General features: G+C 73.1%; 21 protein-coding genes. 7 read left to right on the top strand and 14 right to left on the bottom strand.

Translation table 11 applies throughout. From position 1 onward, the window contains the following. Nucleotides 1–157: 157 nt before the first annotated feature. Nucleotides 158–1,939, bottom strand: coding sequence for a MoxR family ATPase (locus tag ABWI07_RS03875; protein WP_149261874.1), 1,782 nt, complete (start codon nucleotides 1,937–1,939; stop codon nucleotides 158–160). A 53-nt stretch (nucleotides 1,940–1,992) separates the two neighbouring features. Between ABWI07_RS03875 and ABWI07_RS03870 the strand changes: the two genes are divergently transcribed. After that, nucleotides 1,993–3,303 carry an SDR family NAD(P)-dependent oxidoreductase gene (locus ABWI07_RS03870; protein WP_353817630.1) on the top strand — a complete coding sequence of 437 codons (1,311 nt, stop codon included), beginning with the start codon at nucleotides 1,993–1,995 and terminating at the stop codon, nucleotides 3,301–3,303. A 4-nt stretch (nucleotides 3,304–3,307) separates the two neighbouring features. Here the strand turns inward: ABWI07_RS03870 and ABWI07_RS03865 are convergent, their stop codons facing one another. The 3 genes from ABWI07_RS03865 to ABWI07_RS03855 are packed head-to-tail and all read right to left on the bottom strand — an operon-like array spanning nucleotide 3,308 to nucleotide 6,948. Then, the gene (locus ABWI07_RS03865; RefSeq protein WP_149261876.1) at nucleotides 3,308–4,903 is read right to left on the bottom strand and encodes a hypothetical protein; all 1,596 of its coding nucleotides are present in this window, start codon (nucleotides 4,901–4,903) and stop codon (nucleotides 3,308–3,310) included. A 23-nt stretch (nucleotides 4,904–4,926) separates the two neighbouring features. Continuing rightward, nucleotides 4,927–6,288 (bottom strand): DUF2201 family putative metallopeptidase, encoded by a 1,362-nt coding sequence (locus ABWI07_RS03860; protein WP_353817629.1) that lies wholly within the window; start codon nucleotides 6,286–6,288, stop codon nucleotides 4,927–4,929. 57 nt (nucleotides 6,289–6,345) lie between these two features. Next, entirely contained in the window at nucleotides 6,346–6,948 is a 603-nt protein-coding gene (locus ABWI07_RS03855; RefSeq protein WP_353817628.1) for a TetR/AcrR family transcriptional regulator, read from the bottom strand. A 71-nt stretch (nucleotides 6,949–7,019) separates the two neighbouring features. On the opposite strand from ABWI07_RS03855, the gene ABWI07_RS03850 reads away from it, so the two are divergent. The 3 genes from ABWI07_RS03850 to ABWI07_RS03840 all read left to right on the top strand — a co-directional run bounded on the left by ABWI07_RS03850 (nucleotide 7,020) and on the right by ABWI07_RS03840 (nucleotide 9,091). Then, nucleotides 7,020–7,577, top strand: coding sequence for a maleylpyruvate isomerase family mycothiol-dependent enzyme (locus tag ABWI07_RS03850; protein ID WP_149261879.1), 558 nt, complete (start codon nucleotides 7,020–7,022; stop codon nucleotides 7,575–7,577). A 76-nt stretch (nucleotides 7,578–7,653) separates the two neighbouring features. Then, nucleotides 7,654–8,154 carry a SigE family RNA polymerase sigma factor gene (locus tag ABWI07_RS03845; protein WP_149261880.1) on the top strand — a complete coding sequence of 167 codons (501 nt, stop codon included), beginning with the start codon at nucleotides 7,654–7,656 and terminating at the stop codon, nucleotides 8,152–8,154. Between the two features lies 1 nt (nucleotide 8,155). After that, nucleotides 8,156–9,091, top strand: coding sequence for a hypothetical protein (locus ABWI07_RS03840; protein WP_149261881.1), 936 nt, complete (start codon nucleotides 8,156–8,158; stop codon nucleotides 9,089–9,091). 48 nt (nucleotides 9,092–9,139) lie between these two features. Here ABWI07_RS03840 and ABWI07_RS03835 read toward each other — a convergent pair whose 3' ends face one another. Beyond that, the gene (locus ABWI07_RS03835; protein ID WP_149261882.1) at nucleotides 9,140–9,694 is read right to left on the bottom strand and encodes a TetR/AcrR family transcriptional regulator; all 555 of its coding nucleotides are present in this window, start codon (nucleotides 9,692–9,694) and stop codon (nucleotides 9,140–9,142) included. A gap of 102 nt (nucleotides 9,695–9,796) precedes the next feature. Here ABWI07_RS03835 and ABWI07_RS03830 point away from each other — a divergent pair, with 102 nt between their 5' ends. Beyond that, the gene (locus ABWI07_RS03830; RefSeq protein ID WP_353817627.1) at nucleotides 9,797–10,381 is read left to right on the top strand and encodes a DUF2867 domain-containing protein; all 585 of its coding nucleotides are present in this window, start codon (nucleotides 9,797–9,799) and stop codon (nucleotides 10,379–10,381) included. Nucleotides 10,382–10,525: 144 nt separating this feature from the next. Here ABWI07_RS03830 and ABWI07_RS03825 read toward each other — a convergent pair whose 3' ends face one another. From ABWI07_RS03825 to ABWI07_RS03800, 6 genes are all read right to left on the bottom strand, one after another. After that, the gene (locus ABWI07_RS03825) at nucleotides 10,526–12,136 is read right to left on the bottom strand and encodes a monocarboxylic acid transporter (RefSeq protein WP_149261884.1); all 1,611 of its coding nucleotides are present in this window, start codon (nucleotides 12,134–12,136) and stop codon (nucleotides 10,526–10,528) included. Beyond that, entirely contained in the window at nucleotides 12,133–12,492 is a 360-nt protein-coding gene (locus tag ABWI07_RS03820) for a DUF485 domain-containing protein (protein ID WP_149261885.1), read from the bottom strand. The genes ABWI07_RS03825 and ABWI07_RS03820 overlap by 4 nt, the downstream gene beginning before the upstream one ends. 151 nt (nucleotides 12,493–12,643) lie before the next feature. Continuing rightward, nucleotides 12,644–14,374 carry a sodium/solute symporter gene (locus ABWI07_RS03815; RefSeq protein ID WP_149261886.1) on the bottom strand — a complete coding sequence of 577 codons (1,731 nt, stop codon included), beginning with the start codon at nucleotides 14,372–14,374 and terminating at the stop codon, nucleotides 12,644–12,646. Continuing rightward, a complete protein-coding gene (locus tag ABWI07_RS03810; protein ID WP_235037105.1) occupies nucleotides 14,371–14,679 on the bottom strand; it encodes a DUF485 domain-containing protein in 309 nt (102 codons plus the stop codon). Before ABWI07_RS03810 ends, ABWI07_RS03815 begins: the two co-directional genes overlap by 4 nt. A gap of 92 nt (nucleotides 14,680–14,771) precedes the next feature. Further along, the gene (locus ABWI07_RS03805; RefSeq protein ID WP_235037106.1) at nucleotides 14,772–15,521 is read right to left on the bottom strand and encodes a LytR/AlgR family response regulator transcription factor; all 750 of its coding nucleotides are present in this window, start codon (nucleotides 15,519–15,521) and stop codon (nucleotides 14,772–14,774) included. Nucleotides 15,522–15,575: 54 nt separating this feature from the next. Continuing rightward, the gene (locus ABWI07_RS03800) at nucleotides 15,576–16,766 is read right to left on the bottom strand and encodes a sensor histidine kinase (protein WP_149261887.1); all 1,191 of its coding nucleotides are present in this window, start codon (nucleotides 16,764–16,766) and stop codon (nucleotides 15,576–15,578) included. 155 nt (nucleotides 16,767–16,921) lie between these two features. On the opposite strand from ABWI07_RS03800, the gene ABWI07_RS03795 reads away from it, so the two are divergent. Both ABWI07_RS03795 and ABWI07_RS03790 read left to right on the top strand, forming a co-directional pair. Next, on the top strand, nucleotides 16,922–17,230 hold the full coding sequence (locus ABWI07_RS03795; protein WP_149261888.1) for a molecular chaperone GrpE: 309 nt from the start codon (nucleotides 16,922–16,924) through the stop codon (nucleotides 17,228–17,230). Further along, on the top strand, nucleotides 17,227–17,550 hold the full coding sequence (locus tag ABWI07_RS03790) for a type II toxin-antitoxin system PemK/MazF family toxin (RefSeq protein WP_235037107.1): 324 nt from the start codon (nucleotides 17,227–17,229) through the stop codon (nucleotides 17,548–17,550). Before ABWI07_RS03795 ends, ABWI07_RS03790 begins: the two co-directional genes overlap by 4 nt. Before the next feature lie 7 nt (nucleotides 17,551–17,557). Here ABWI07_RS03790 and ABWI07_RS03785 read toward each other — a convergent pair whose 3' ends face one another. From ABWI07_RS03785 to ABWI07_RS03775, 3 genes are read right to left on the bottom strand one after another with little or no spacing between them, the layout of a single operon-like run. Further along, nucleotides 17,558–18,640 (bottom strand): acyl-CoA dehydrogenase family protein, encoded by a 1,083-nt coding sequence (locus ABWI07_RS03785; RefSeq protein ID WP_353817626.1) that lies wholly within the window; start codon nucleotides 18,638–18,640, stop codon nucleotides 17,558–17,560. Then, the gene (locus tag ABWI07_RS03780) at nucleotides 18,631–19,575 is read right to left on the bottom strand and encodes a VOC family protein (RefSeq protein WP_353817625.1); all 945 of its coding nucleotides are present in this window, start codon (nucleotides 19,573–19,575) and stop codon (nucleotides 18,631–18,633) included. Before ABWI07_RS03780 ends, ABWI07_RS03785 begins: the two co-directional genes overlap by 10 nt. A gap of 8 nt (nucleotides 19,576–19,583) precedes the next feature. Beyond that, complete coding sequence (locus tag ABWI07_RS03775) at nucleotides 19,584–20,336, bottom strand: enoyl-CoA hydratase/isomerase family protein (RefSeq protein ID WP_149261892.1); 753 nt, start codon at nucleotides 20,334–20,336, stop codon at nucleotides 19,584–19,586. Nucleotides 20,337–20,351: the final 15 nt, after the last annotated feature.

The raw sequence follows: 20,351 nt of genomic DNA, 5'->3' as shown, positions 1-20,351 counted from the left end.
GCACAGGCTCCTTATGGCAGGACGGTGAGCAAGGGCTTCCTCGCGGGGGACAGATCGCGTCCGGACAAGAGGCGCATTCTCGGCGGAAGCCTCGTCTGACGGACGGATTCTAGCCAAGTCAGACCGTGGCGAGGACGTCCATCGATCTTTCCCGCACTCAGGAACCTCCCATGAAGACGCCCGTCCAAAACCGCTGCCGGTCCGGATCGGCGCCGAACAGATACGTCGCCTTCAGCTTGGGCGGCAGCAGCGGCGCCAGCCGCGCCGCGGTCTCGGCATGGCGGCTGAGCTGCGACAACTCGGCGTTGGCGAAGACGCGGTGGACGATGTCGGTCGCGTCCGAGCCCTCGTCCCCGGCGGCGCGCAGCCGCTCCGCCCAGCCGTCCAGGTCGGCGGCCAGCTCGCGCAGCCCGGTCACCTGCCGGCGGGCCAGCCGCGCCTCGAGCGCGGTGAGCGGGACCGGCGCGTAGTCGCCGTCGCCCAGATACATCTTGGCGATGTCGAGCGGCAGACCGGTGCCGTGCAGGCGGATCAGGCGCTCAAGCGTGCGCTTGGTCATCCACTGCCGGCCCTCGTCGTCGATGTCGTTCTTCCACCACTCCAGGACGGTTTCGGCCACCCCGCCGTAACGGGCTATCAACCATTCGTTCGCCGGAATGTCATCCGGCTCGATCTCCAACGAGACCGTGAACCGGGACGCCTGCGCGATGGTGTTGCGCGACACGAGCAGCTTGCGGCCCAGGTAGTAGGGAGGGTTCTGCAAGGCGATCTGGGCGCGGAGCCCCTTGATGCGCCGCCCGGCCAGGGACCACTCCTGCGTGACCTCCATGAGGCGGGCGAACGTGGCCTTGTCCTTGGGACGGTTGTACTCGTCCCAAACGATGGCCTTGTCGCCCGGCTCCAGGAACGGGCCGGACAACAGGTTGTCGAGGGTTCCGTCCAGAGTGGGGACGGGCGCGCACAAGTCCTCCACGTTGGTGACGGGAAGCGAGAAGTAGAGCGGGTCGGCGCCGAGCTCGTCGCGGACGACCTCCTTCACCACCTCCGTCTTGCCGCAGCCGGGCGGCCCCTGAATGAGCACGGCCCAGCGCCGCTCGATGGCGGCGCGCACGACGCGGCGGACGGCGTCCGGCACGTGCGCGGGGTCGGGGACGTCGGCCCCTGCGCGCCGCAGCTCGGCGGCGACGCGGCCGAGGATCTCGGGGGCCTGGTCGTCGCCCGGCCTCCCGTCCGGGCCGCCGGCCGCGGCGGCGAGGGGCAGGCGGCGCCCGTCCACGAGCGGGAGGCCCCAGGCGAGCGGGAACCCGGCGAGCGCGCAGTCGAGGACGTGCTCCAGCGTGCGCGGCGACAGCAGCCTGCGCAGCTCGGCGGGCAGCGACGCCCACACCCGGAACACGCCGGTGAGGTCGACGCCGCGGAACCTGCGCGACAGCGCGGCCCGCCACGCGGTGTCGGCGGCGGTGACCCGCAGCGTCGCCATCCGGTCGAGGACGGCGGGATCCGTGCGGAGCGCCGCGGTCTCGGTGAGCGACTCGTTGTCGGTCAGGAACACCCCGACGCAGCCGAGCGCGCGCAGGTCGTGCTCGCCGAGCGTCCAGTTGCAGGCGATCTGCATGAGCTGGGACTGGATCGTCGCGCCCGCCTGGAGCGAGTCGTCGATGAGCAGCACGAACGGCTTGCCCGGCTTGAGCTGCCGCATGACGAGCTGCCGCAGCACGAGCTCCCCGTCCTGCCGGACGGGCGCGTTGACCAGCAGGTCGTCGGGGGTGAGGTTCGCGGCCGGGACGTAGACGAGCGCGGTGTCCTCGCGGCGCCGGACGTGGTGGAAGAACGTGGAGGTCTTGCCGATGCCGTGCTCGCCGAAGACCTGCCCGGTGATCCCGAGCTCGATCATGGTGTCGATGAAACGGGCCAGCCGCGGCCCGTCCGGCATGCTCATGCGCTCCAGTACAGCGGTCCGGCACGTCCGGATCACCCGATTTAATGGCGCACATGCGCGACGACGATGTGCGGACCTGCCTGCGCGTCCTGGCGGAGATGGCGGACGCGCCGGACGGCCATCCCGACCTGGCGCGGGTGCGGGCGGCCGCCGGCGCGTTCGTGCGCAGGACCCGGGAGCGCGAGCGGGCCGCGGCCCGGGTGCGCCAGGCGGCGGCCGACGCGCGGATGCTGGCCGCGACCGCCACGGGCGCGCCGGGACGGGTCGAGGGCGCGCCCGTCGAGCCGCCGCGCGAGGCGGTCCCGTCCGGCACGGTGACGGGCGGGCTGCGCGCCTGCTACGTCTGCAAGGCGCACTTCCGGGAGGCGGACGCGTTCTACCACCGCCTCTGCCCGCCGTGCGCGGAGGAGCACCGGCGGTACCGGCACGCGCGCGCCGACCTGGCCGGACGCCGCGCGATCGTCACGGGCGGGCGGGTCAAGGCCGGGTTCGAGCTCGTGTTGAAGCTGCTGCGCGACGGCGCGGCCGTGACCGCCCTGACCCGGTTCCCCGCCGACGCGCGCCGCCGCTTCGCCGAGGTCGCCGACCAGGCCGACTGGCGGGACCGGCTCACGATCGTCGGCATGGACCTGCGGGACGTCCCGTCCCTCGTCCGATGGTGCGACGCGCTCGTGGACGCCGGCGAGCCCCTCGACATCCTGGTGAACCTGGCGGCGCAGACGCTGCGGCATCCGCCCGAGTCCTACGCGGAACTGCTGGCGGGCGAGAAGCGGGCGGGCGAGCTGACGGCGGGCGAGGAGATCGCGGCGCCGGGCGCGCTGCCCGTGCCCCTCCCGACCGGCGCCGTCGACGTGGCGGGGCTGCTCCCCGACCCGTCCCCCGTCAACTCCTGGACCCGGCTGGTGCACGAGGTCGATCCCGTGGAGCTGCTGGAGGTGCAGCTCATCAACGTGACGGCGCCGTTCGTCCTGCTGGGGCGGCTGCGTCCCCTCCTGGAGCTGTCGCCGCGTCCGCGCCGGTACGTGGTGAACGTCTCGGCCGTCGAAGGGCAGTTCGACCGCGTGTACAAGGGCGCCGAGCATCCGCACACGAACATGGCGAAGGCGGCGCTGAACATGCTGACGCGCACGACCGCGTCCGAGCTGGCGGAGCACGGCGTGCACGTCACCAGCGTCGACCCCGGCTGGTTCACCGACCAGCAGCCCGAGCCCGCGCGGGCGCGCCGCACCGCCGCCGGGTTCCGCCCGCCGCTGGACGTCGTGGACGCCGCCGCCCGGATCTACCACCCGATCGTGCGCGGCGAGCGCGGCGGCGACCCGCCGAGCGGCTGCCTGCTGAAGGACTACCGGGTCGTCAACTGGTGACGGCTCAGCTCGCGACCGCGCCGGCGGTCGCGAGCAGCTCGGGCAGCGTCCCGACGAACCCCTCCTGCAGCAGCCTGCGCGCCACCAGCCACGCCTCGGGCCGCCCGCCGAGGTGGCGGTCGACGTGCTCGGCGAGGCGGCGCAGCACCCGCGGGTCGGGCATGCCCTCGGAGGGGGCGAGGATCGCGTCGACCTCCGCCGCCCCGAGCACGGCGTCGGCGGTGACGTCCCCCGAGCCGCGGAACAGGCGGCCGGCTGCCTTGCCGTAGGCGAGCTCGGGGTCCCAGTGGCGCCGCACGCCGGGTTCGCGGAGGTTGCGCGCGCGCCCGTGGCCCGTCTCGTCGACGAACGGCGGGGCCAGGACGACGTCCCCGTCCAACCCGAGCCCGGCCCTGAGCCGGGCGGTGCCGCGCAGGCCCGGGAGCCACAGCGCGTCGGCGACCACGCGCAGCGTCTCCTCGGGGACGGCCGCGGCGACGCCGTCGGGCGTCAGCGTCCCGGCGACGAGGCCGTTCCCGACGACCTTGACGATGACGTCCGCGCCCGCGCGCGCCCCGAGCCCGACGAGGTCGGCGAGCACCTCGGGCGCGGGGTCGGGCAGGTAGACGGCCGTTTCCGGATGGTCGGCGACGAGCATCCGGACGAGTTCGAGCGGAACATCCGTACGTTTCGCCATGAACCGGGCGGCGCGCAGCGGGAACGGCCCCTCGGCGGCCCGGCGGCGCGGCTCGTCCGCCAGCACCGCGTCCCAGCCGACGCGCGGGATGCAGAAGGCGCGGCGGTTCACGACCGTCCGGACGAGCGGGGTGCCGCGCCACGGCTCGCAGCCGTCCGCGTCGGCGATCTCGGCCACCGTGCGCAGGAACTCGGGACGGCGCGCCCGCCCGGCCAGCTCCCGCAGCCGCCGCTCCCCCTCGGCGCTCGCCAGCGCCGCCTGCGCGTAGGCGAGCACGCTGGGCTCCGACTGGTCCGGCCCCCACCGGTACGCGGGCAGCCGCCCGTCCTCGACGAGCCGCCGGATCTCGTGCTCCCGGTGCGCGTCGAGGAGCGTGCGGCAGGCCTGGACGGCGCCGTGCGGATCGGCGCCCGCGCCGAGGTACAGCAGCGCGCCCCCGGCCAGGTCGGGGTCGGCCGCGTACAGCAGCGCGTGGTCGAGCGGATCCTGCCCCCGCGTGGACAGCAGGGCCTCCCGCACCTCGGCGGGCAGCGGCAGCGGCGTGACGCCGTCCCGGCGGGAGGTCTGGTGGGCGAGCTGGCGGCGCAGGTTGCGCGGGATGCGGCCGAGCGCGCTCTCGGCGGTCAGCAGGGTCGCGTTGACCTCGGGGTCGTCCAGGTCGAGCAGCCGCCCCAGCAGCTCCGGCGGATCGCCGACGAGCACGGCGTGCCGGACGAGCAGGTCCAGGTCGCCGGCCCGGCCGCGCCGCAGCAGGGCCTCAAGGACGACCCGGTTCGGCGTCCCGTGGCTGCTCAGCGCGTGTTCGAGCAGGCTCAGCGGGAGGTGGCCGAGCAGCACGTCCATCTCGTCGGGCGTCGCGAACCGGAGCAGTCCGGCCGTGCAGCCCAGGAGGTCGTTGGCGCGGATCCGGGAGTGGGGGGCCATGAGCCGTCACCGTAGCCGACGGATCACCTCGGCCGGACCCGGTGGCAGGCCATTCCCCGCCGCTCCGGCCACTCGTCGCCGCCGGAGGTGATGAGCCAGATCCACTTCCCCGGGTCCAGGGGGAGGATCGGGTCGGCGTACCCGTCGGTCACGACGATGACGGCGTCCGCGGGCTCGTCCCGTCCCTCCACGTGCCGCCGGACGGCCGCGAAGCTCGTCCCGCCGCCGCCCCGGAGCGGCTCGCCGGGCCGGAACGGCTTCACCGTCGCGTCGAAGGCGACCCACTCGGCCTCGGCCCCGTCGATCCGGCCGACCAGCTCGCCCAGCCACTCGACCACGCCGGCCGGCATCGACCCGGACGTGTCCAGCGCGATGACCAGCGACTTCACCCGCCGCGGCCCGCGCCGCGCAAGCATCGGCTCGTGCCCGAGCGCCGCGAGCACCGCCCCGCGCTTCTTCGGGTAGACGAGCCGCTCCCCCTCCTCCAGCTTCGAGGCGAGCACGTCCACGAGCCACCGCTGCCACCACTCGACCCGCCGCGTGGCCGACGTGACGCCCCGCAGCGCATGCGCTCCGAGGTCGCCCCAGATGCGGTCGACGCCCTCCGACGCCCCCTCGGTGCGCCGGAGGAGGTCGAGCAGTTCGCCGCGCGCCACCCGGTCGCCCCGCCGCGCCGCGATGAGCACGCTCCGCAGCACGTCGTCGCCGATCCGCCCGACCGTCTCCTCGTCGAGCGCGTCGACGACCACGTGGATGCAGGCCGCCTGCCAGGCGCCCGGCGGGTTCCGCATCCGCCCGAGTTCCCGGTAGACGCTCATGTCGGTGTCGACCCACTCCTCGTACGGGAGCGGATCGGCGCCCTGCTCCCGCAGGTCATCGACGTAGTCCCGGTACACACCGCGAGGCGAGATCCCGACGGGCTCGCCGCCGATCTCGGGCAGCCCGCCGCCCAGCCGCACCATCGCGACATGGTTGATGGTGACCTCGCACGCCAGCGTGAACACCGGGTCGCTCCGCAGGTCGGCGTCCGCGAAGAGGTGCCGCTGGACGAGGTGCCGGGCCTCGTGGAACAGGACGAACCGCACCCCTTCGGCCCCGATCCCGACGAAGAACTCGGGGTTGTAGAGGAGCAGGCAGGACCCGTCCCCGGAGGCGACCACGGCCGCCGTGTCCACCGCCGTAGTGGGGACCTGGTGGTGGCACTTGCTGAACAGCCACGACGCGATGGCGCTGTGCGTCATCCCGAGTTCGAGCAGCGCCCGCTCCTTCAACCGCCGCGCCGCCTCGACGACCTCCTCGTCGGCGGGCCGCCACCGCTCCAGCGCCCGCCGATCGGCGAGCTCGACGACCGGCGCCCGCGGGCGCCTGACCTCTCCGTACCCCACCCCTCAACCCTCCCGGCAACCCGCGCCCCGTTCCACCGGTTTACGGGGGCCGGGGGTTCAGGCGGGCAGCCCGGCCGCGTGGCGCATGGCGTCCCGCGCACGGGACGCGGCCGAGGGGTCCTCCAGCAGCTGGACCTCCTGGTTGGCCGCCATCGACAGGCCGATCAGCGTCGTGGCGACCTCCTCCGGGGGACGGTGCGGCCCCGGCAGCGCGGCCTGGGCGGCGGCGACCTCGGCGGCCAGCCCCCGCCGGTTGGCGGCGACGATCTCCCGCAGCCGCTCGCGCAGCGGCCCCGGGCGCCCGTCGAGCTCGGACGAGGCGGACGTGAGGAAGCAGCCCCCGGGGAACGGGCAGTCGGCCAGGTAGTCCACCCATCCGTCGATGAGCCGGGCGAGCCGTCCCGGCCCGGGCGGCAGGTCCGCCAGCGGGTCGATGACCGCCGCGCGGAACACCTCGCAGGCCTCTTCGAGCGCGGCCATGAGCAGCCGCTCGCGCGAGCCGAACGGCCCGACCAGGCCCGCCTTGCTCATGTCGAGCCGCTGCGCCAGCGAGCCGACCGTCAGGCCTTCCAGACCGAGCCGGGAGGCGTCCCGCACCGCGGCGCGCACGATCCGGTCGCGCGTCCGGGCCGCTTCGGCCGCCGAATGACGAGGAGACATGGCGCCAGGATAGCGAACGAGCGTACGCTATGTTTTTGGCGAACGACCGTTCGCCAATGAATGGAGGCGACATGACCGATCTGCTCCGGCTCGACGCCACGGCCCTGGCCCTCATCGGCCACGACGTGGCGATGGTCCCCGACGCCGCGATGGCGGCCCCGACCCCCTGCGAGGGATGGACGGTCGCGGACCTGCTCCGCCACATGAACGAGCGCCACGAGGCCATCGCGCGGACCGCGCTGCCGGCCCTCGAACCGTCCGGCGACCCGCGCGGCGACTTCGCCCTGACCGCCTCCCGCTGCCTCGCCGTCCTCGAACGGGCGGGCGAGACCGTCACCATGCCCCGGCTGGGGCCGCTGTCCACCGAGTGGGTGCTCGGCATCCACGCGGTCGACATGCTGGTCCACCGCTGGGACCTGGCGCGTGCGCTCGGGACCGCGCCCGCCGCGCCGTCCTGGATCACCGACGCCGCGCTGCCGCTCGCCCGCGCCAACACCGCCCCCGGCAGCCCCCTCAACGGACCGGGCGGCGCCTACCGGCCGCCCCTCGCCGAGGACCCGGCCCGTCCGGCCATCGACAACATCGCCGCCCTGCTGGGCCGCGATCCGCGCTGGTCCCCGGCGATCTGACGGTTCGGGGGGCGGGCGCGGCATAGTGGCGGGCCTCAGGGGTGTCTGAGGAGACGACACCCCCAGAGGAGGCCCCGTGAACCGAGAGGCCCGAGAGAGCTTCGGCGCGTTCGTCGCGGCGCGGTCGAGCAGGCTCATCCGGACGGCGTACGTCCTGACGGGCGACCAGCACGCCGCCGAGGACCTGCTGCAGAACGCCCTGGCGAAGACGGCCGCGCGGTGGCGGCACGTGCGCGACAACCCGGAGGGCTACGTGCGCCGCGCCATGTACAACGAGCAGGTGACCCGGTGGCGGTGGCGCGGCCGCGAGGCGGTCGTCGCCGAGCCGCCGGACCTCCCCTCGTCCGGCCCCGACGTCGATCTGCGGGTGACGCTGGAGCGCGCGCTGCTGTCCCTGCCGCCCCGCAAGCGGGCGGTGCTCGTCCTGCGCTACTACGAGGACCTCCCGGAACGGGAGGTCGCCGAGATCATGGGCTGCTCGGTCGGCACCGTCCGCAGCCAGACGCACCGCGCCATCACCCGGCTCCGGGAACTGGCCCCGGACCTCGCCGCCGACCTAGCAACCATGGGGAGCTGACATGACCGACCAGATGCTGAAGGACGCCCTCGCCGCGCTGGCCGACCGCGCCCCCGACCCCGTCGACGGGCTCGCCGAGCGCGCCGTCCGCACCGCCGCCCGCCGCCGCAGGACCAGGACCGCCGCCGCCTGCGCGGCGACTCTCGCCCTGGCGCTCGCGGTCCCGGCGACGGTCATGACAGTGCGCGAGGACTCCGCGGCCCAGGCCCTCGGCTCTTCCGGCGACGCCGAGTTCGCGAAGGGGCTGCCGAAGAACACCCCTGAGCAGCTGGCGCTCGCCCGCATCTGCGTGAAGGACGACAGGCTCCCGTCCGTGCGGCGTTCCAAGCCGGGCGACCCCACACCCCAGAGCACGGTGCGTGACGCGATCGGCCCCGTGAAGGACTTCCGGGTACTGACGTCGATGCCGGTGAAGGGCGGGCATCTCATGGAGGTCGGCAGCCCCCGCGGCCTCGTGGTCTGCGTGAGCAACGGCAAGAGCCGCACGATGGGGCCGTGGCTGAACGCCTGGCCGGGGAAGTCGAGCGGTGGGCTCTTCGGATTCAGCGCGCCGCTGCGCGTGGACGCGATCAGGCAGATCCAGGCGCTGAGCCACTTCGACGATCTGCTCGCGGTCGTCGCCGGGCGCGCCAAGCCCGGGGTGGCCAGGATCCGCGTCACCTGGGAGGGCGGGCGGGCGGCCGACGCGGCCGTCCAGAACGGGTTCTTCATCGCCCAGACACCCACCAGGATGGTGCCGGACCACAACGCCACCGGGGTGATGTCGAAGGGAGCGATGTCCTCTCCCACGATCCGCGTATTGAGCGTGACCGGGTACAACGCGGCGGGACGGGTCCTGCACACCTGGAGCCCCAAGGTCAGCTCGGAGGAGGCGGGCTTCGCCACAGAGGACTGCACCGACGGCATGACGCGCCCCCGCCCCACCCTCTGCGACTGAGCCGCCCGGCGCCGGCCGCCGCCGAACGGGCGGCCGGCGCAGAACGGGTCAGCCGTCGCCGAGGAGGAGGCGGCCGGCGCGTTCGGTGACCTCGGCCCGGGTGCGGGTGCCGTGGTCGGCGGCGAGGAAGTGGCTGCCGACCAGGAGGCAGAAGGCGAGCATGCTGCGGGCCTCGACCTCGTCGGGGTCCGCGCAGAAGGTGCCGAACAGCTCGCGCAGGTAGTCCATGCGCTGGTTGTCCACGCGGCGGACGCGCTCGGCCACGTCCGGGTCGCGGCGGGCCCAGTCGCGCATGGCGAGGTCGACATGGAGGCGGTCGCCGGCGCGGGTGAGGAGACCCGCCCGCCTGATCTTGGTGCGGGCGTCGCCGCCCTCGCGTTCGACCTGGTCGCGCAGGTCGTCGACGGACCGCCGCTCCCACTCGTCGAGCATGGCGGCCAGCAGCGCCTTGCGGTCGGGGAAGTGGCCGTAGAAGCCGCCCTTGGTGACGCCGAGCGCCTGGGCGAGTGCCTCGACCCGGACGGCGTCGGGCCCGCCGGCGGCGAGGGCCTTCAGGCCCTGCTCGATCCAGTTGCTGCGAGGCGTGCGCAATACGGCGGGCATGGCCCATTATCGCCTCCCCCTCCCGGGGCCGATTCATACGGTGCCGTATATTTGGCCGCGAGGCGGGCGCGACGGAGCGTCCGCCGACCGAGGAGGCCGGCGATGAAGCTCCCCCCGACCGCGCACACCGACCGTCCCTGGCGGATCCACGAGATCACGCCCGACTTCCGGCTGGAGGACGTCTGGGCACTGCCCGCGACCGGCGGCCCGGAAGACTTCCCGAAGCTGCTGGAGCAGATGACCTCCAGCGAGAACCACCTGCCCGGTGTCGCCGGTGTGCTCTTCGCCATCCGCTGGCAGCTCGGGCGGCTGCTCGGCTGGGACAAGGAGGACTCGGGGCTGGACGGGCGGGTGCGTTCGCTGCGCGAGCGGCTGCCGGACGATCTGCGCGACCGCCCGCCGGGCCCCGCCCCCCGTTCGCTGCCGTTCCAGCCGCTCTACCTGACCGAGGACGAGTGGGCGGCCGAGACCGCCAACCGGACGATGCACGGCGTCATGCACGTCAGCTGGGTCCCGGACGGATCGGGCGGCCACCGCGCCCACATGGCCGTCCTGGTGAAGCCGAACGGCCTGCTCGGCAAGGCCTACATGGCCGCGATCCTGCCGTTCCGGCACATCCTCGTCTACCCGGCGTTGATGCGGACCATCGAGCGCGCGTGGAAGGCCCGCCAGGCGGAACCGGCCTGACCACGGCGGGCCCCGGCCCCCGGGCATGGAGCGGCCCCGTCCCTGCGGGGGCAGGAGGGACGGGGCCGCAAGCCGCGCGGTACCGGGCGACGGCCGCCCGCGCGGCGGCTCTCTGAGCCGGCTCGGTGCCGGCTCAGTTCCGGCTCAGTGCTCGGCCGCCTTCTCGGCGCCCGCGCCCGTGAGGGAGCGGACCTCGATCTCGGCGTACTTGGCCGCGTTGTACTCCTTGCTGAGCAGGGTTCCGACCAAGCCGCACAGGAAGCCGACCGGGATGGAGATGATCCCGGGGTTGTTCAGCGGGAACCAGCTGAAGTCGGAATCGGTGAACAGGGCCTTCTCCGAGCCCGACACCACCGGCGAGAAGGCCACCAGGAAGATGGCCGAGCCGAGGCCGCCGTAGATGGCGGAGACGGCGCCGGTGGTGTTGAACCGCTTCCAGAACAGGCTGTAGAGGATCGCGGGCAGGTTCCCGGACGCCGCGACCGCGAAGGCCAGCGCGACGAGGAACGCCACGTTCAGACGCTGCGCGTAGATGCCGAGGACGATCGACACGGCGCCGATCACGAACGCGGAGATGCGGGCGACGCGCACCTCGTCCCGCTCCGAGGCCTCGCCCTTCTTGAACACGTGGGCGTACAGGTCGTGGGAGAACGACGAGGAAGAGGCGAGGGTGAGGCCCGCCACGACCGCGAGGATCGTCGCGAACGCGACCGCCGCGATGACCGCGAGCAGGATCGTCCCGCCCGCGTCCCCGAAGACGATCTCACCGATCTTCTGGGCCAGTTGCGGGGCCGCGGTGTTGCCCGCCGGGTTGACCTTGGCGATCTCCTTGGACCCGACGAGCGCGGCTGCGCCGAAGCCGAGGACCAGGGTGAGCAGGTAGAACACGCCGATGATGCCGATGCCCCACAGCACCGACTTGCGGGCGTCGCGGGCGGTCGGGACGGTGTAGAAGCGGATCAGGATGTGCGGCAGCCCGGCGGTGCCGAGGACGAGCGCCAGACCGAGGCTGATCAGGTCGAGCTTGCCGGTGAGGCCCTGCTCCGCAGTCGCGTAGCGCAGCCCCGGCTCCAGGAACGCGCCGCCCTTGCCGCTCTGGTCGGCGGCGTCGTTCAGCAGGCTGGACAGGTTGAACCCGAACTTGCCCAGCACCAGCAGCGTGATCAGGGTGGCGCCGGTCATCAGCAGGACGGCCTTGACGATCTGCACCCAGGTGGTGCCCTTCATCCCGCCGAACACCACGTACACGATCATCAGCACGCCGACCAGCGCGATCGTCGCGCCCTTGGCGAAGTCGCTGGTGAAGCCGAACAGCAGCGACACCAGCGCGCCCGCGCCGACCATCTGCGCCAGCAGGTAGAAGATCGACACGACGATGGTGGAGACGCCGGCGGCGGTGCGGACCGGGCGGGGGCTCATCCGGAACGCCAGCACGTCCGCCATCGTGAAGCGGCCGGAGTTGCGCAGCAGCTCGGCGACGAGCAGCAGCGCCACCAGCCACGCGACGAGGAACCCGATCGAGTACAGGAACCCGTCGTAGCCGTACAGCGCGATCAGGCCGGCGATGCCGAGGAACGACGCGGCGGACATGTAGTCGCCGCCGATCGCCATGCCGTTCTGCGCGCCGGAGAACGACCGCCCGCCGGCGTAGAAGTCGGTGGCGTTGCGGGTGTTGCGGCTCGCCCACACGGTGATCGCCAGGGTGGCCGCCACGAAGACCAGGAACAGGATGATCGACAGGGTCTCGTTGCTCATCGGGCCTCCTCCGCGGCCGGGGCCGACTCCGCTTCGATGCGGGCGCGGATCTCGTCGGAGACGGGGTCGAGGCGGCGCTCGGCGTGCCGCGCGTACAGGTAGGCGATGAGGAAGGTGGAGACGAACTGCAGCAGCCCGAAGACCAGGGCGATGTTGACGGCCCCGAACAGCTGGGTGCCCATGAAGTCGCGCGCCCATCCCGACAGGACGACGTACAGCAGGTACCAGCTGAGGAAAGCCGCGGTCATCGGGAACACGAATCGGCGGAATCTGCGCCGGAGTTCCTGGAACTCCGCGGTGCCCTGGAACCGTTCATAGACGGTGGCGGGAGCGCTCTTATAGACGGACACGCCCATCCCTCCTCGGTTGTGACGCCGGTCACGCGCCACCGTAAAGAGCCTGCTGGAAGCCGACGAGGGGGCGCGGGCAAGGCTGCGGCAAGCCGCCATTCACCGTCGCCGGAAGGCCGCGGCCGTCGCCGAACGGTCGTTCTGGCGCGACGAACGGTCACACCCGCTTGGGCCGCCAGGTCCCCCGGTCCACGTCGAGCGACTCCGGAGTGTGCAGGCGCACCATCATCCGGGCGACACCGCGCGGTGTCCGCCTGGGCGTGCACAGCGAGACGACGATCATGACGGTGAACGCGATCGGGACCGTCCAGGCGGCGGGCTGGGCGAGCAGCGCGCCGAGCAGCCCGGCCGGCGGACCGGCGGCGATCGTCACCACCACCGCGGTACCGGCGAGCACGCCCCCGAGGGTGAGCCCGGCGAGCGCGCCCGGCACGGTGAGCCGCCGCCACCAGACGCCGAGGACGAGCAGCGGGCAGAACGTGGACGCCGCGACGGCGAACGCCAGCCCGACGACGTCCGCGACGGCGAGGGACCGGGCCGCGATCGCCAGGCCGAGCGGGACGGCGAGGGCGAGCAGCGTCCCGACGCGGAACGAGCGGACGCCGCCGCGCAGGATGTCCTGCGCCAGCACCCCCGCGACCGAGACGGTGATGCCGGACGAGGTGGACAGGAACGCCGCCACCGCCCCGCCCGTCACGAGCGCGCCCAGCAGGTCGCCGCCGAGCCCGCCGATGAGCCGTCCGGGCAGGGTGAGGACGACGGCGTCGGCCCGCCCGGTCATCAGCAGCTCGGGCGTGTAGAGGCGCCCGAGCACCCCGTACAGGGCGGGCAGCAGGTAGAACGCGCCCAGCAGCGACAGCACCACGACGGTCGTGCGGCGGGCGGTGCGCCCGTCCGGGTTGGTGTAGAAGCGGACGAGGACGTGCGGGAGCCCCATCGTCCCGAGGAACGTGGCGAGGATCAACGAGTAGGTGGCGTAGAGGGAGTGGTCGCGCCCGTCGAGCGGCAGCGCCCACTCCCGTCCGGTGGTCGCGGGGCGCCCGCTGACGTGCGGGACGTCGGCGCCCGCGGGGAAGGTGACGGACGTGTCCTGGTCGAAGTGGTGCGGCCCCGGCCCCAGTGCGAGCGGGGCGCCGGAGTAGGCGCGCCCGTCCACCCGTCCGTCCACGGTCACCTGGACGGGGGTCGTGACCTCCACGGTGACGGCCATGCCGACCGCGACGGTCGTGCGGTCGCCGAACCGCGGCGGGACGTCCGACGACAGGCCGGGCGCGCCGTCGTACCGCCACGCCATCAGCAGGAACACCAGCGGCACGGCCAGCGCGGTCAGCTTCAGCCAGTACTGGAACGCCTGCACCATCGTGACGCTGCGCATGCCCCCGACCAGCACGTTCGCCGCCACGACGACCGCGATGAGGACGCCGCCCGTCCACACCGGCGCGCCCGTGACCGTGCGCAGCACCAGCCCGGCGCTCTGGAACTGGGGCAGCAGGTACAGCCAGCTGATCAGCACGACGAACACGCTCGCGACGCGCCGCACCGCCATGGACTCCAGGCGCGCCTCGGCGAAGTCCGGCAGCGTGTAGGCGCCGGAGCGGCGCAGCGGCGCCGACACCAGGACGAGCAGGACGAGGTAGCCGCCCGTCCAGCCGACGGGCAGCCACAGCATGTCGGCGCCGTAGGCGAGGATCAGCCCGGCGATGCCGAGGAACGACGCGGCCGACAGGTACTCCCCGCCGATCGCGGACGCGTTGCGCAGCGGCGTCACCGTCCGGGACGCGACGTAGAAGTCGGAGGTCGTGCGGGAGATCCGCACCCCGAGGACGCCGATGAGCATGGTCGCGACGACCACCAGCAGCACGCCCGCGAGCCCGTACGCGGTGCTCACAGCCGGTCGGCCCGGTCGACGAGGTCGGCGAAGTCGTCCTCGTTGCGCTCGGCCTGCCGGACGTACCACCAGCCGCACGCGACGAACCACGGGTAGATCAGCCCGCCGAGCAGCACCCACGGCAGCGGCAGCCCGAACACCTCCTGCTCGCGCACCGCGGGGACGAGCGCGAACAGCAGCGGCAGGCCGAGCACCACCACGGCGAGGACCAGGCACAACCGGGCCGCCAGCCGCCACTGCGCGCGCACCAGCGAACGCATGTACGCCTCGCCGAGCCCGGTCTGCTCGTCGATCTCCCGCGTCACCGGGTACCGGGGCCGCCGGACGGCCCGGGTCCGCGGCCCGGTGACCAGCGTCCGCCCGGGCGCGACGCCCCGCCGGCCCGGTTCCGCCCCGCTCAGGGGGACCGCCTCGCCCGGCGGACGAGCAGGTCGCGCAGCTCGCGCACGTGCCTGCGGGCGACCGGCAGCTCGGCGCCGCCCACGACGACGGTGCAGCGCCCCGAGTCGAGCCGCAGCTCCGTGATCGCCGACAGCGCCACGAGATGGCTGCGGTGCACCCGGACGAACCCGGCGCCGCTCCACCGCTCGCTCAGCGCGGCGAGCGGGATCCGCACCAGGTGGCTGCCGCCCGGCGTGTGGAGCCGCGCGTAGTCGCCCTGCGCCTCGACGTACAGCACCTCCGCGGGCGTGACGAACCGGGTCACGCCGCCCAGCTCGACGGGCATGGGCTCCGGCTCGGACGGCTCCGGCGCGGCCTCGTCCTCCCCGACGGCCTCGGTGACCCGCCGGATCGCCACGGCCAGCCGCTCCGGCCGCACCGGCTTGAGGATGTAGTCGGCCGCCTTGATCTCGAACGCGTCCACGGCGTGCTCCTCGTACGCCGTGACGTAGACGATCTGCGGGGCGCGGGCGAACTGGGCGAGGACGCGGCCGAGCACGGTGCCGTCCAGGCCGGGCATCCGGATGTCGAGGAAGACGGCGGCGACGGGACGCCCCTCGGCGAGCGCCCGGTCGAGCTTGCGGAGCGCGGCGGCCCCGTCCCGTGCGGTGTCGATCTCCCCGATGCGCGGGTCGGCGCGCAGCAGGTGGACGAGGTCGTCGAGCGCGGGCGCCTCGTCATCCACCGCCAGGACACGCAGGCCCACAAGACCATCCTTTCCGCACCGTTCGCCACATTTCAGTCAACAAATAACCCCACGTCAAGAGGCCGTCACACCCGGCCGGTACTTGGGGACCCGCACCGTGATCTTCGTCCCGGCGCCCGGTCCGGTCTCCACGGCGAGCCCGTACTCGTCCCCGTACACCTGCCGGAGCCGCGCGTCGACGTTGGCGAGCCCGATCCCCGCCGCGTCGTCGGCGGACGGCTCGGGCCGCTCCCCGGACAGCAGGCGGCGGACGTCCTCGGGGTCCATGCCGATCCCGTCGTCCTCCACGCTGATCACGCAGTCGGCCCCGGCGTCCTCCGCGATGATCGTGATCAGGCCGGGCTCGGACCGGTCCTGGAGCCCGTGCCGCACGGCGTTCTCCACGAGCGGCTGCAAACAGAGGAACGGGACCGCGACCGGCAGCACCTCGGGCGCGATCCGCAGCGTCACCCGCAGCTCCTCACCGAACCGGGCGCGCTGGAGCAGCAGGTACCGGTCGATCGACCGCAGCTCCTCCGCCAGCGTCGTGAAGTCGCCGTGCCGCCGGAACGAGTACCGGGTGAACCCGGCGAACTCCAGCAGCAGCTCCCGCGCCCGCTCCGGATCGGACCGGACGAACGAGGCGATCGTCGTCAGCGAGTTGTAGATGAAGTGCGGCGAGATCTGCGCCCGCAGCGCCCGCATCTCCGCCTCCATCAGCAGCGTCCGCGAATGGTCCAGCTCGGCGAGTTCGAGCTGGGCGTCCACCCACTGCGCGACCTCCTCGGCGGCGCGGATCAGCCCGGCGGGAACGTCCTCCCCGTACGCGGCCAGCGTCCCGACCACCCGGTCGTCGGTGGCCAGCGGCACGACCACGACCCTCCGGATCGGGCAGTCGAGCCGGTCGCACTGCACGTCGTGCACCTGCGTGCGCCCGTTTCCCCGCGTGACCTCGGCATGCTTGGGCCCGTCCACCGCGTGGTGGTCATGCTCCCCGTCCCAGGCGAGCAGCCGCTCCCCGTCGGTGATGGCGAGCGCCTCGCACCCGAGCAGCGCCCGCAGGTGCCGGGCCGCCTTCTGCGCCCCCTGCTCGGTCAGCCCGCCCCGGAACGCCGGCGCCACCCGCGAAACGGTGTGCAATGTCTCGAACGTGGCCCGCCGCTCAGGCCCCCCGAGATCCCCCCGCCGCCGATGCCGCCGCCCCCACAGCAACGCCGGCACCCACGTGACCACCAGCGTCGCGGCCACGGCAACGACCACACTCATCCGGCCAAACTACGCCGACCGGACACCCTCCGGGGGAGCCCGGCCCGACCGACTTCAACCACCTGCCTCGGCGGACCTACGCGTGCGCGAATCGTTCCCTGTGCACCAGGTTATGCAGCATTCAATGCAGCATTATCTGCTGTATAGTTGGTTGCATGAGTGTTCGCAAGAGTGTCCCCATGGGGCCCGAGGACGTCATCACTCTGGAACGCATGCACGCTCCTGCCAGCCCAGAGCGCCAGGCCCTGGCCCAACTGACCGGCCAGGAGCTGGACGCGAGCGCCTCTGATGCGGAGATCCTTGCCGCATTGGTCCGCGCAGGCCGCGAGGCCGTCACTCAGCAGGTGGCGGCCACCGGGTACGCGGCATGGGCTGCCGAGATGGACGACGAGGACCGCGCCTACCGGGCCGCCCGGCGCGGTTGGGACCGCGACAACGAGACGGACGGCGAGACGAGCACGTGAACGCAGCCCCTACTGTCATCCCCGTCCGCGGCCGGGTCTATCGCGCCGACCTCGGTTTCGGACTCAAGCCGTGGTTAGTGGTCTCCAACAACGCTCGCAACAAGGCCATCGGCGATTGCCTGGTGGCACGGATCACCACCACTCGCCGCGATCTGCCATCCTGGGCACCCTTGCGACCTGGCGATCCACTCGCCGGCTACGTCAACTGCGACGACCTCGGCCCCTTGTACCGAGACCAGATCGTCGCTGATCTAGGAGCACTGTCTGCTCACACGATGATGGATGTAGGCCGTGCACTGCGGCATGCCTTGGCGCTGTGACAGCGGGTCAGGGCAGGTCGAGGGACGTTGCCAGTTCGTCCAGGTGGAAGTGGGCGTCGCCGAAGGCCAGGGACGCGGTCAGTGCGTGTTCGGAGAACAGGTGCAGGTCGTGTTCCTGGGTGAAGCCGATGGCGCCGTGTACCTGGTGGCCTAGGGCGCATACTCGTTCGTACGCTTCGCTCACCCAGGCCTTGGCCATCGCCACCGCCTGCGCGGCGTCGCGGTTCGCCGAGAGGAGCCAGATGGCCTCGTAGGCGGTGAAGCGGGAGCCCAGGACGTCGATGGCCATGTTCGCGCAGTGGTGCTGGACGGCCTGGAACGAGCCGACCGCGCGGCCGAACTGCTCGCGTTCGGTGGCGTACTGGACCGTCATGTCGAGGACGCGTTGCGCCGCCCCCACCATCTCGGCGCAGGTGGCCGCCGCGCCGAAGAGGGAGATCGCGTTCGCGGCGTCCGGGCCCATGGAGTCCTCGTCGGGGACCCGCAGGCCGTCCAGTTCGGCGTGGCAGGGACGGTCGTGGCCGATCGTCCCGAGTGGTTTCAGTGTGACGTCGGCGGCGTCGACCCAGAAGGCGTGCGGCTCGCCGTCGAGCCGGGCCACCAGCAGGATGTTCTCGGCGGACGCGGCGAACGGGACGAAGGTGGCCGTGCCCTCCAGGAGGTAGCCGGAGTCGGAGCGAGTCGCGACCAGCCCTTCGCCGGGACGGTCCCACGGGAGCGGTGCCGCGGTCACGATCCGGCCCTCCGAGATGGCGCTCAGCCAGCGCTCCTTCTGCGCGGACGTCCCGAACCGCGCGACCGGCATGCCGCAGCACGCGACCGACGCCAGCAGCGGGCTCGGGACCTGCGCGTACCCCAGCTGCTCGAACAGCAGGCAGACGTCCAGGAAGTCGCCGCCGACGCCGCCGTGCTCCTCGGGGAAGGCGAGGCCCGGCCAGCCGAGCTCGACCATCTCCTTCCACAGCGGCGCCGAGTGGCCGGCGGGGTCGCCGGCCAGGGCCCGCGCGCCCGCCGTCGCGGCCTTGGACTCCAGGAGCTCGCGGGCCGTGGCGGCGATCAACTCCTGGTCCTCGGTCAGGCTCAGGTCCATGGCGGCGGCACCTTGTCCGAGCGGACCCACACTCCCGGCCGCTCCTCCCAGAACAGCTGGACGAGGATGCCGCCGGTGTGCTTCGGGTGGATGAACGTGTGCTTCCAGGCGGCGCCGTCGGTGACGCCCTCCTCGTCGTCGAAGGTCGGGACGTCGTGGTGGTCGCAGGCCGCCAGCGCCGCGTCCCAGTCGGCCACCTCGAAGGTGACGTGGTGCGCGCCCGGGCCGCCGCGCTCCAGGAAGCGGTCGATGAACGAGTCCTCCCCGCGCGGCATGATGACCTCCCAGCAGATCGCCGAGCCGGGGATGTTCAGCACGAGGTCGGCCATGTCGGGGTGCTCCTCGTCCGCCGTCCGCCAGACCTGCACGAACCCGGCGAGGTCGTGGTACCAGCGGGCGAGGACGTCCCGGTCGTGGAAGGCCTGGCAGATGTGGTCGAGCGCCACGACGCCGAGGGACGGGCCGTCCGGCGGGGACGGCTCGGCGGCCGCGGCGGCGGCGGCGGTGTCGCCGCACATGTCCAGGCTGCCCGGCCCGCGGAGCCGCCACAGCACGCCGGTGCCGTGCTCGGGCGGGCTCAGCGACGCCTCCAGCCAGCCGCCCCGCGCCCAGTCGGTCGGTTTGATGCCGCGCACCTCGAGCTCCGCGCGGACGGCTTCGAGGTCGGGCACCTCCGCGCCGACGTGGTGCAGGCCCGGCCGGCCCTTGTGCTCGTCCAGCCACGTCCGCAACGAGCCGCCGTCGCCGGCGGGCGCGACGACCTCCCAGGCCTGGCCGCGGCTACCGGGGATCTCCAGCCGGGCGCCGCGCACGCCCTCGGCCGGGTTGTCCCAGCTCCGGACGCGCCGGAACCCGAACAGGCCCTCCAGCAGGGCGACCTGCGTCTCGAGGTCGGGGGTCACCTGCGCGACATGATCGATTCGGTAGATCTGCACGGGTCCTCCTAGCTCGGGTGGGGCTCGATCCAGTCGTAGCCGTAGGTGACGAGCTCCTTGACGAGCCGCAGGTTGTAGCGGTTCATCGCCGCGATCCGCTCGGCCAGCTCGCCGATCCGCTTGTCGAACTCCGCGGCGGGATACACGTCGTTGACCAGGCCGAGCTGCAGGGCGCGCTCGGCGCCGATGCGGGCGCCGGTGAAGAGCAGTTCCTTGGCGCGGGCCTTGCCGATCCGCTCCGGCAGCCGCTTCACGCCGCCCCAGCCGGGCGCGGATCCGCCGAACTCGGGCTGGTCGGGGTCGCCGTCCTCGGTCATCTTCGGGCGGTACGGGGGACGCGCCGACAGCGTGATCTCGACGAGCCCCATCTTGGCGTCGTCGGAGGCGATGATGAAGTCCGCCGCGAGCGCCAGCTCCAGGCCGCCGCCGACCGCGTAGCCGTGCACCGCCGCGATCACCGGGACCGAGAGGCGCTCCATCATCGCGAACGTCTTCTCGCCGAGCCGGCCCTGCTCGATCCGCTCGCGCGGGGTCAGCTTCTCCGACCAGGAGAGGTCCATGCCGGCGCAGAACGCGCGCTCGCCCGCGCCGCGCAGCACCACGACGCAGACGTCCTCGTCGTCGTCCACGCGGGTGAAGATGTCGCGCAGCTCCGTCATCGTCGTGGGCGTCAGCGCGTTGAGCTTGTCCGGCCGGTTCAGCGTCAGCCAGGCGACCCGCTCCTCGATCCGCAGGTCGACGGTCTCGTAGTCCTCGGGCATGTCCGTGGCTCCTCC

Origin of the sequence: Actinomadura sp. NPDC000600, from assembly GCF_040492135.1 — a bacterium.
In the GTDB taxonomy this organism is placed as follows: Bacteria; Actinomycetota; Actinomycetes; order Streptosporangiales; family Streptosporangiaceae; genus Spirillospora.
This window is presented reverse-complemented; position numbering and strand designations above follow the sequence as displayed.

Bases quoted from the DNA above. Each gene is read 5' to 3' on its own strand.
- ABWI07_RS03875 (WP_149261874.1), bottom strand. From the start codon at position 1,939: ATGAGCATGCCGGACGGGCCGCGGCTGGCCCGTTTCATCGACACCATG.
- ABWI07_RS03870 (WP_353817630.1), top strand. From the start codon at position 1,993: ATGCGCGACGACGATGTGCGGACCTGCCTGCGCGTCCTGGCGGAGATG.
- ABWI07_RS03865 (WP_149261876.1), bottom strand. From the start codon at position 4,903: ATGGCCCCCCACTCCCGGATCCGCGCCAACGACCTCCTGGGCTGCACG.
- ABWI07_RS03855 (WP_353817628.1), bottom strand. From the start codon at position 6,948: ATGTCTCCTCGTCATTCGGCGGCCGAAGCGGCCCGGACGCGCGACCGG.
- ABWI07_RS03850 (WP_149261879.1), top strand. From the start codon at position 7,020: ATGACCGATCTGCTCCGGCTCGACGCCACGGCCCTGGCCCTCATCGGC.
- ABWI07_RS03840 (WP_149261881.1), top strand. From the start codon at position 8,156: ATGACCGACCAGATGCTGAAGGACGCCCTCGCCGCGCTGGCCGACCGC.
- ABWI07_RS03835 (WP_149261882.1), bottom strand. From the start codon at position 9,694: ATGCCCGCCGTATTGCGCACGCCTCGCAGCAACTGGATCGAGCAGGGC.
- ABWI07_RS03830 (WP_353817627.1), top strand. From the start codon at position 9,797: ATGAAGCTCCCCCCGACCGCGCACACCGACCGTCCCTGGCGGATCCAC.
- ABWI07_RS03825 (WP_149261884.1), bottom strand. From the start codon at position 12,136: ATGAGCAACGAGACCCTGTCGATCATCCTGTTCCTGGTCTTCGTGGCG.
- ABWI07_RS03820 (WP_149261885.1), bottom strand. From the start codon at position 12,492: ATGGGCGTGTCCGTCTATAAGAGCGCTCCCGCCACCGTCTATGAACGG.
- ABWI07_RS03800 (WP_149261887.1), bottom strand. From the start codon at position 16,766: ATGAGTGTGGTCGTTGCCGTGGCCGCGACGCTGGTGGTCACGTGGGTG.
- ABWI07_RS03795 (WP_149261888.1), top strand. From the start codon at position 16,922: ATGAGTGTTCGCAAGAGTGTCCCCATGGGGCCCGAGGACGTCATCACT.
- ABWI07_RS03785 (WP_353817626.1), bottom strand. From the start codon at position 18,640: ATGGACCTGAGCCTGACCGAGGACCAGGAGTTGATCGCCGCCACGGCC.
- ABWI07_RS03775 (WP_149261892.1), bottom strand. From the start codon at position 20,336: ATGCCCGAGGACTACGAGACCGTCGACCTGCGGATCGAGGAGCGGGTC.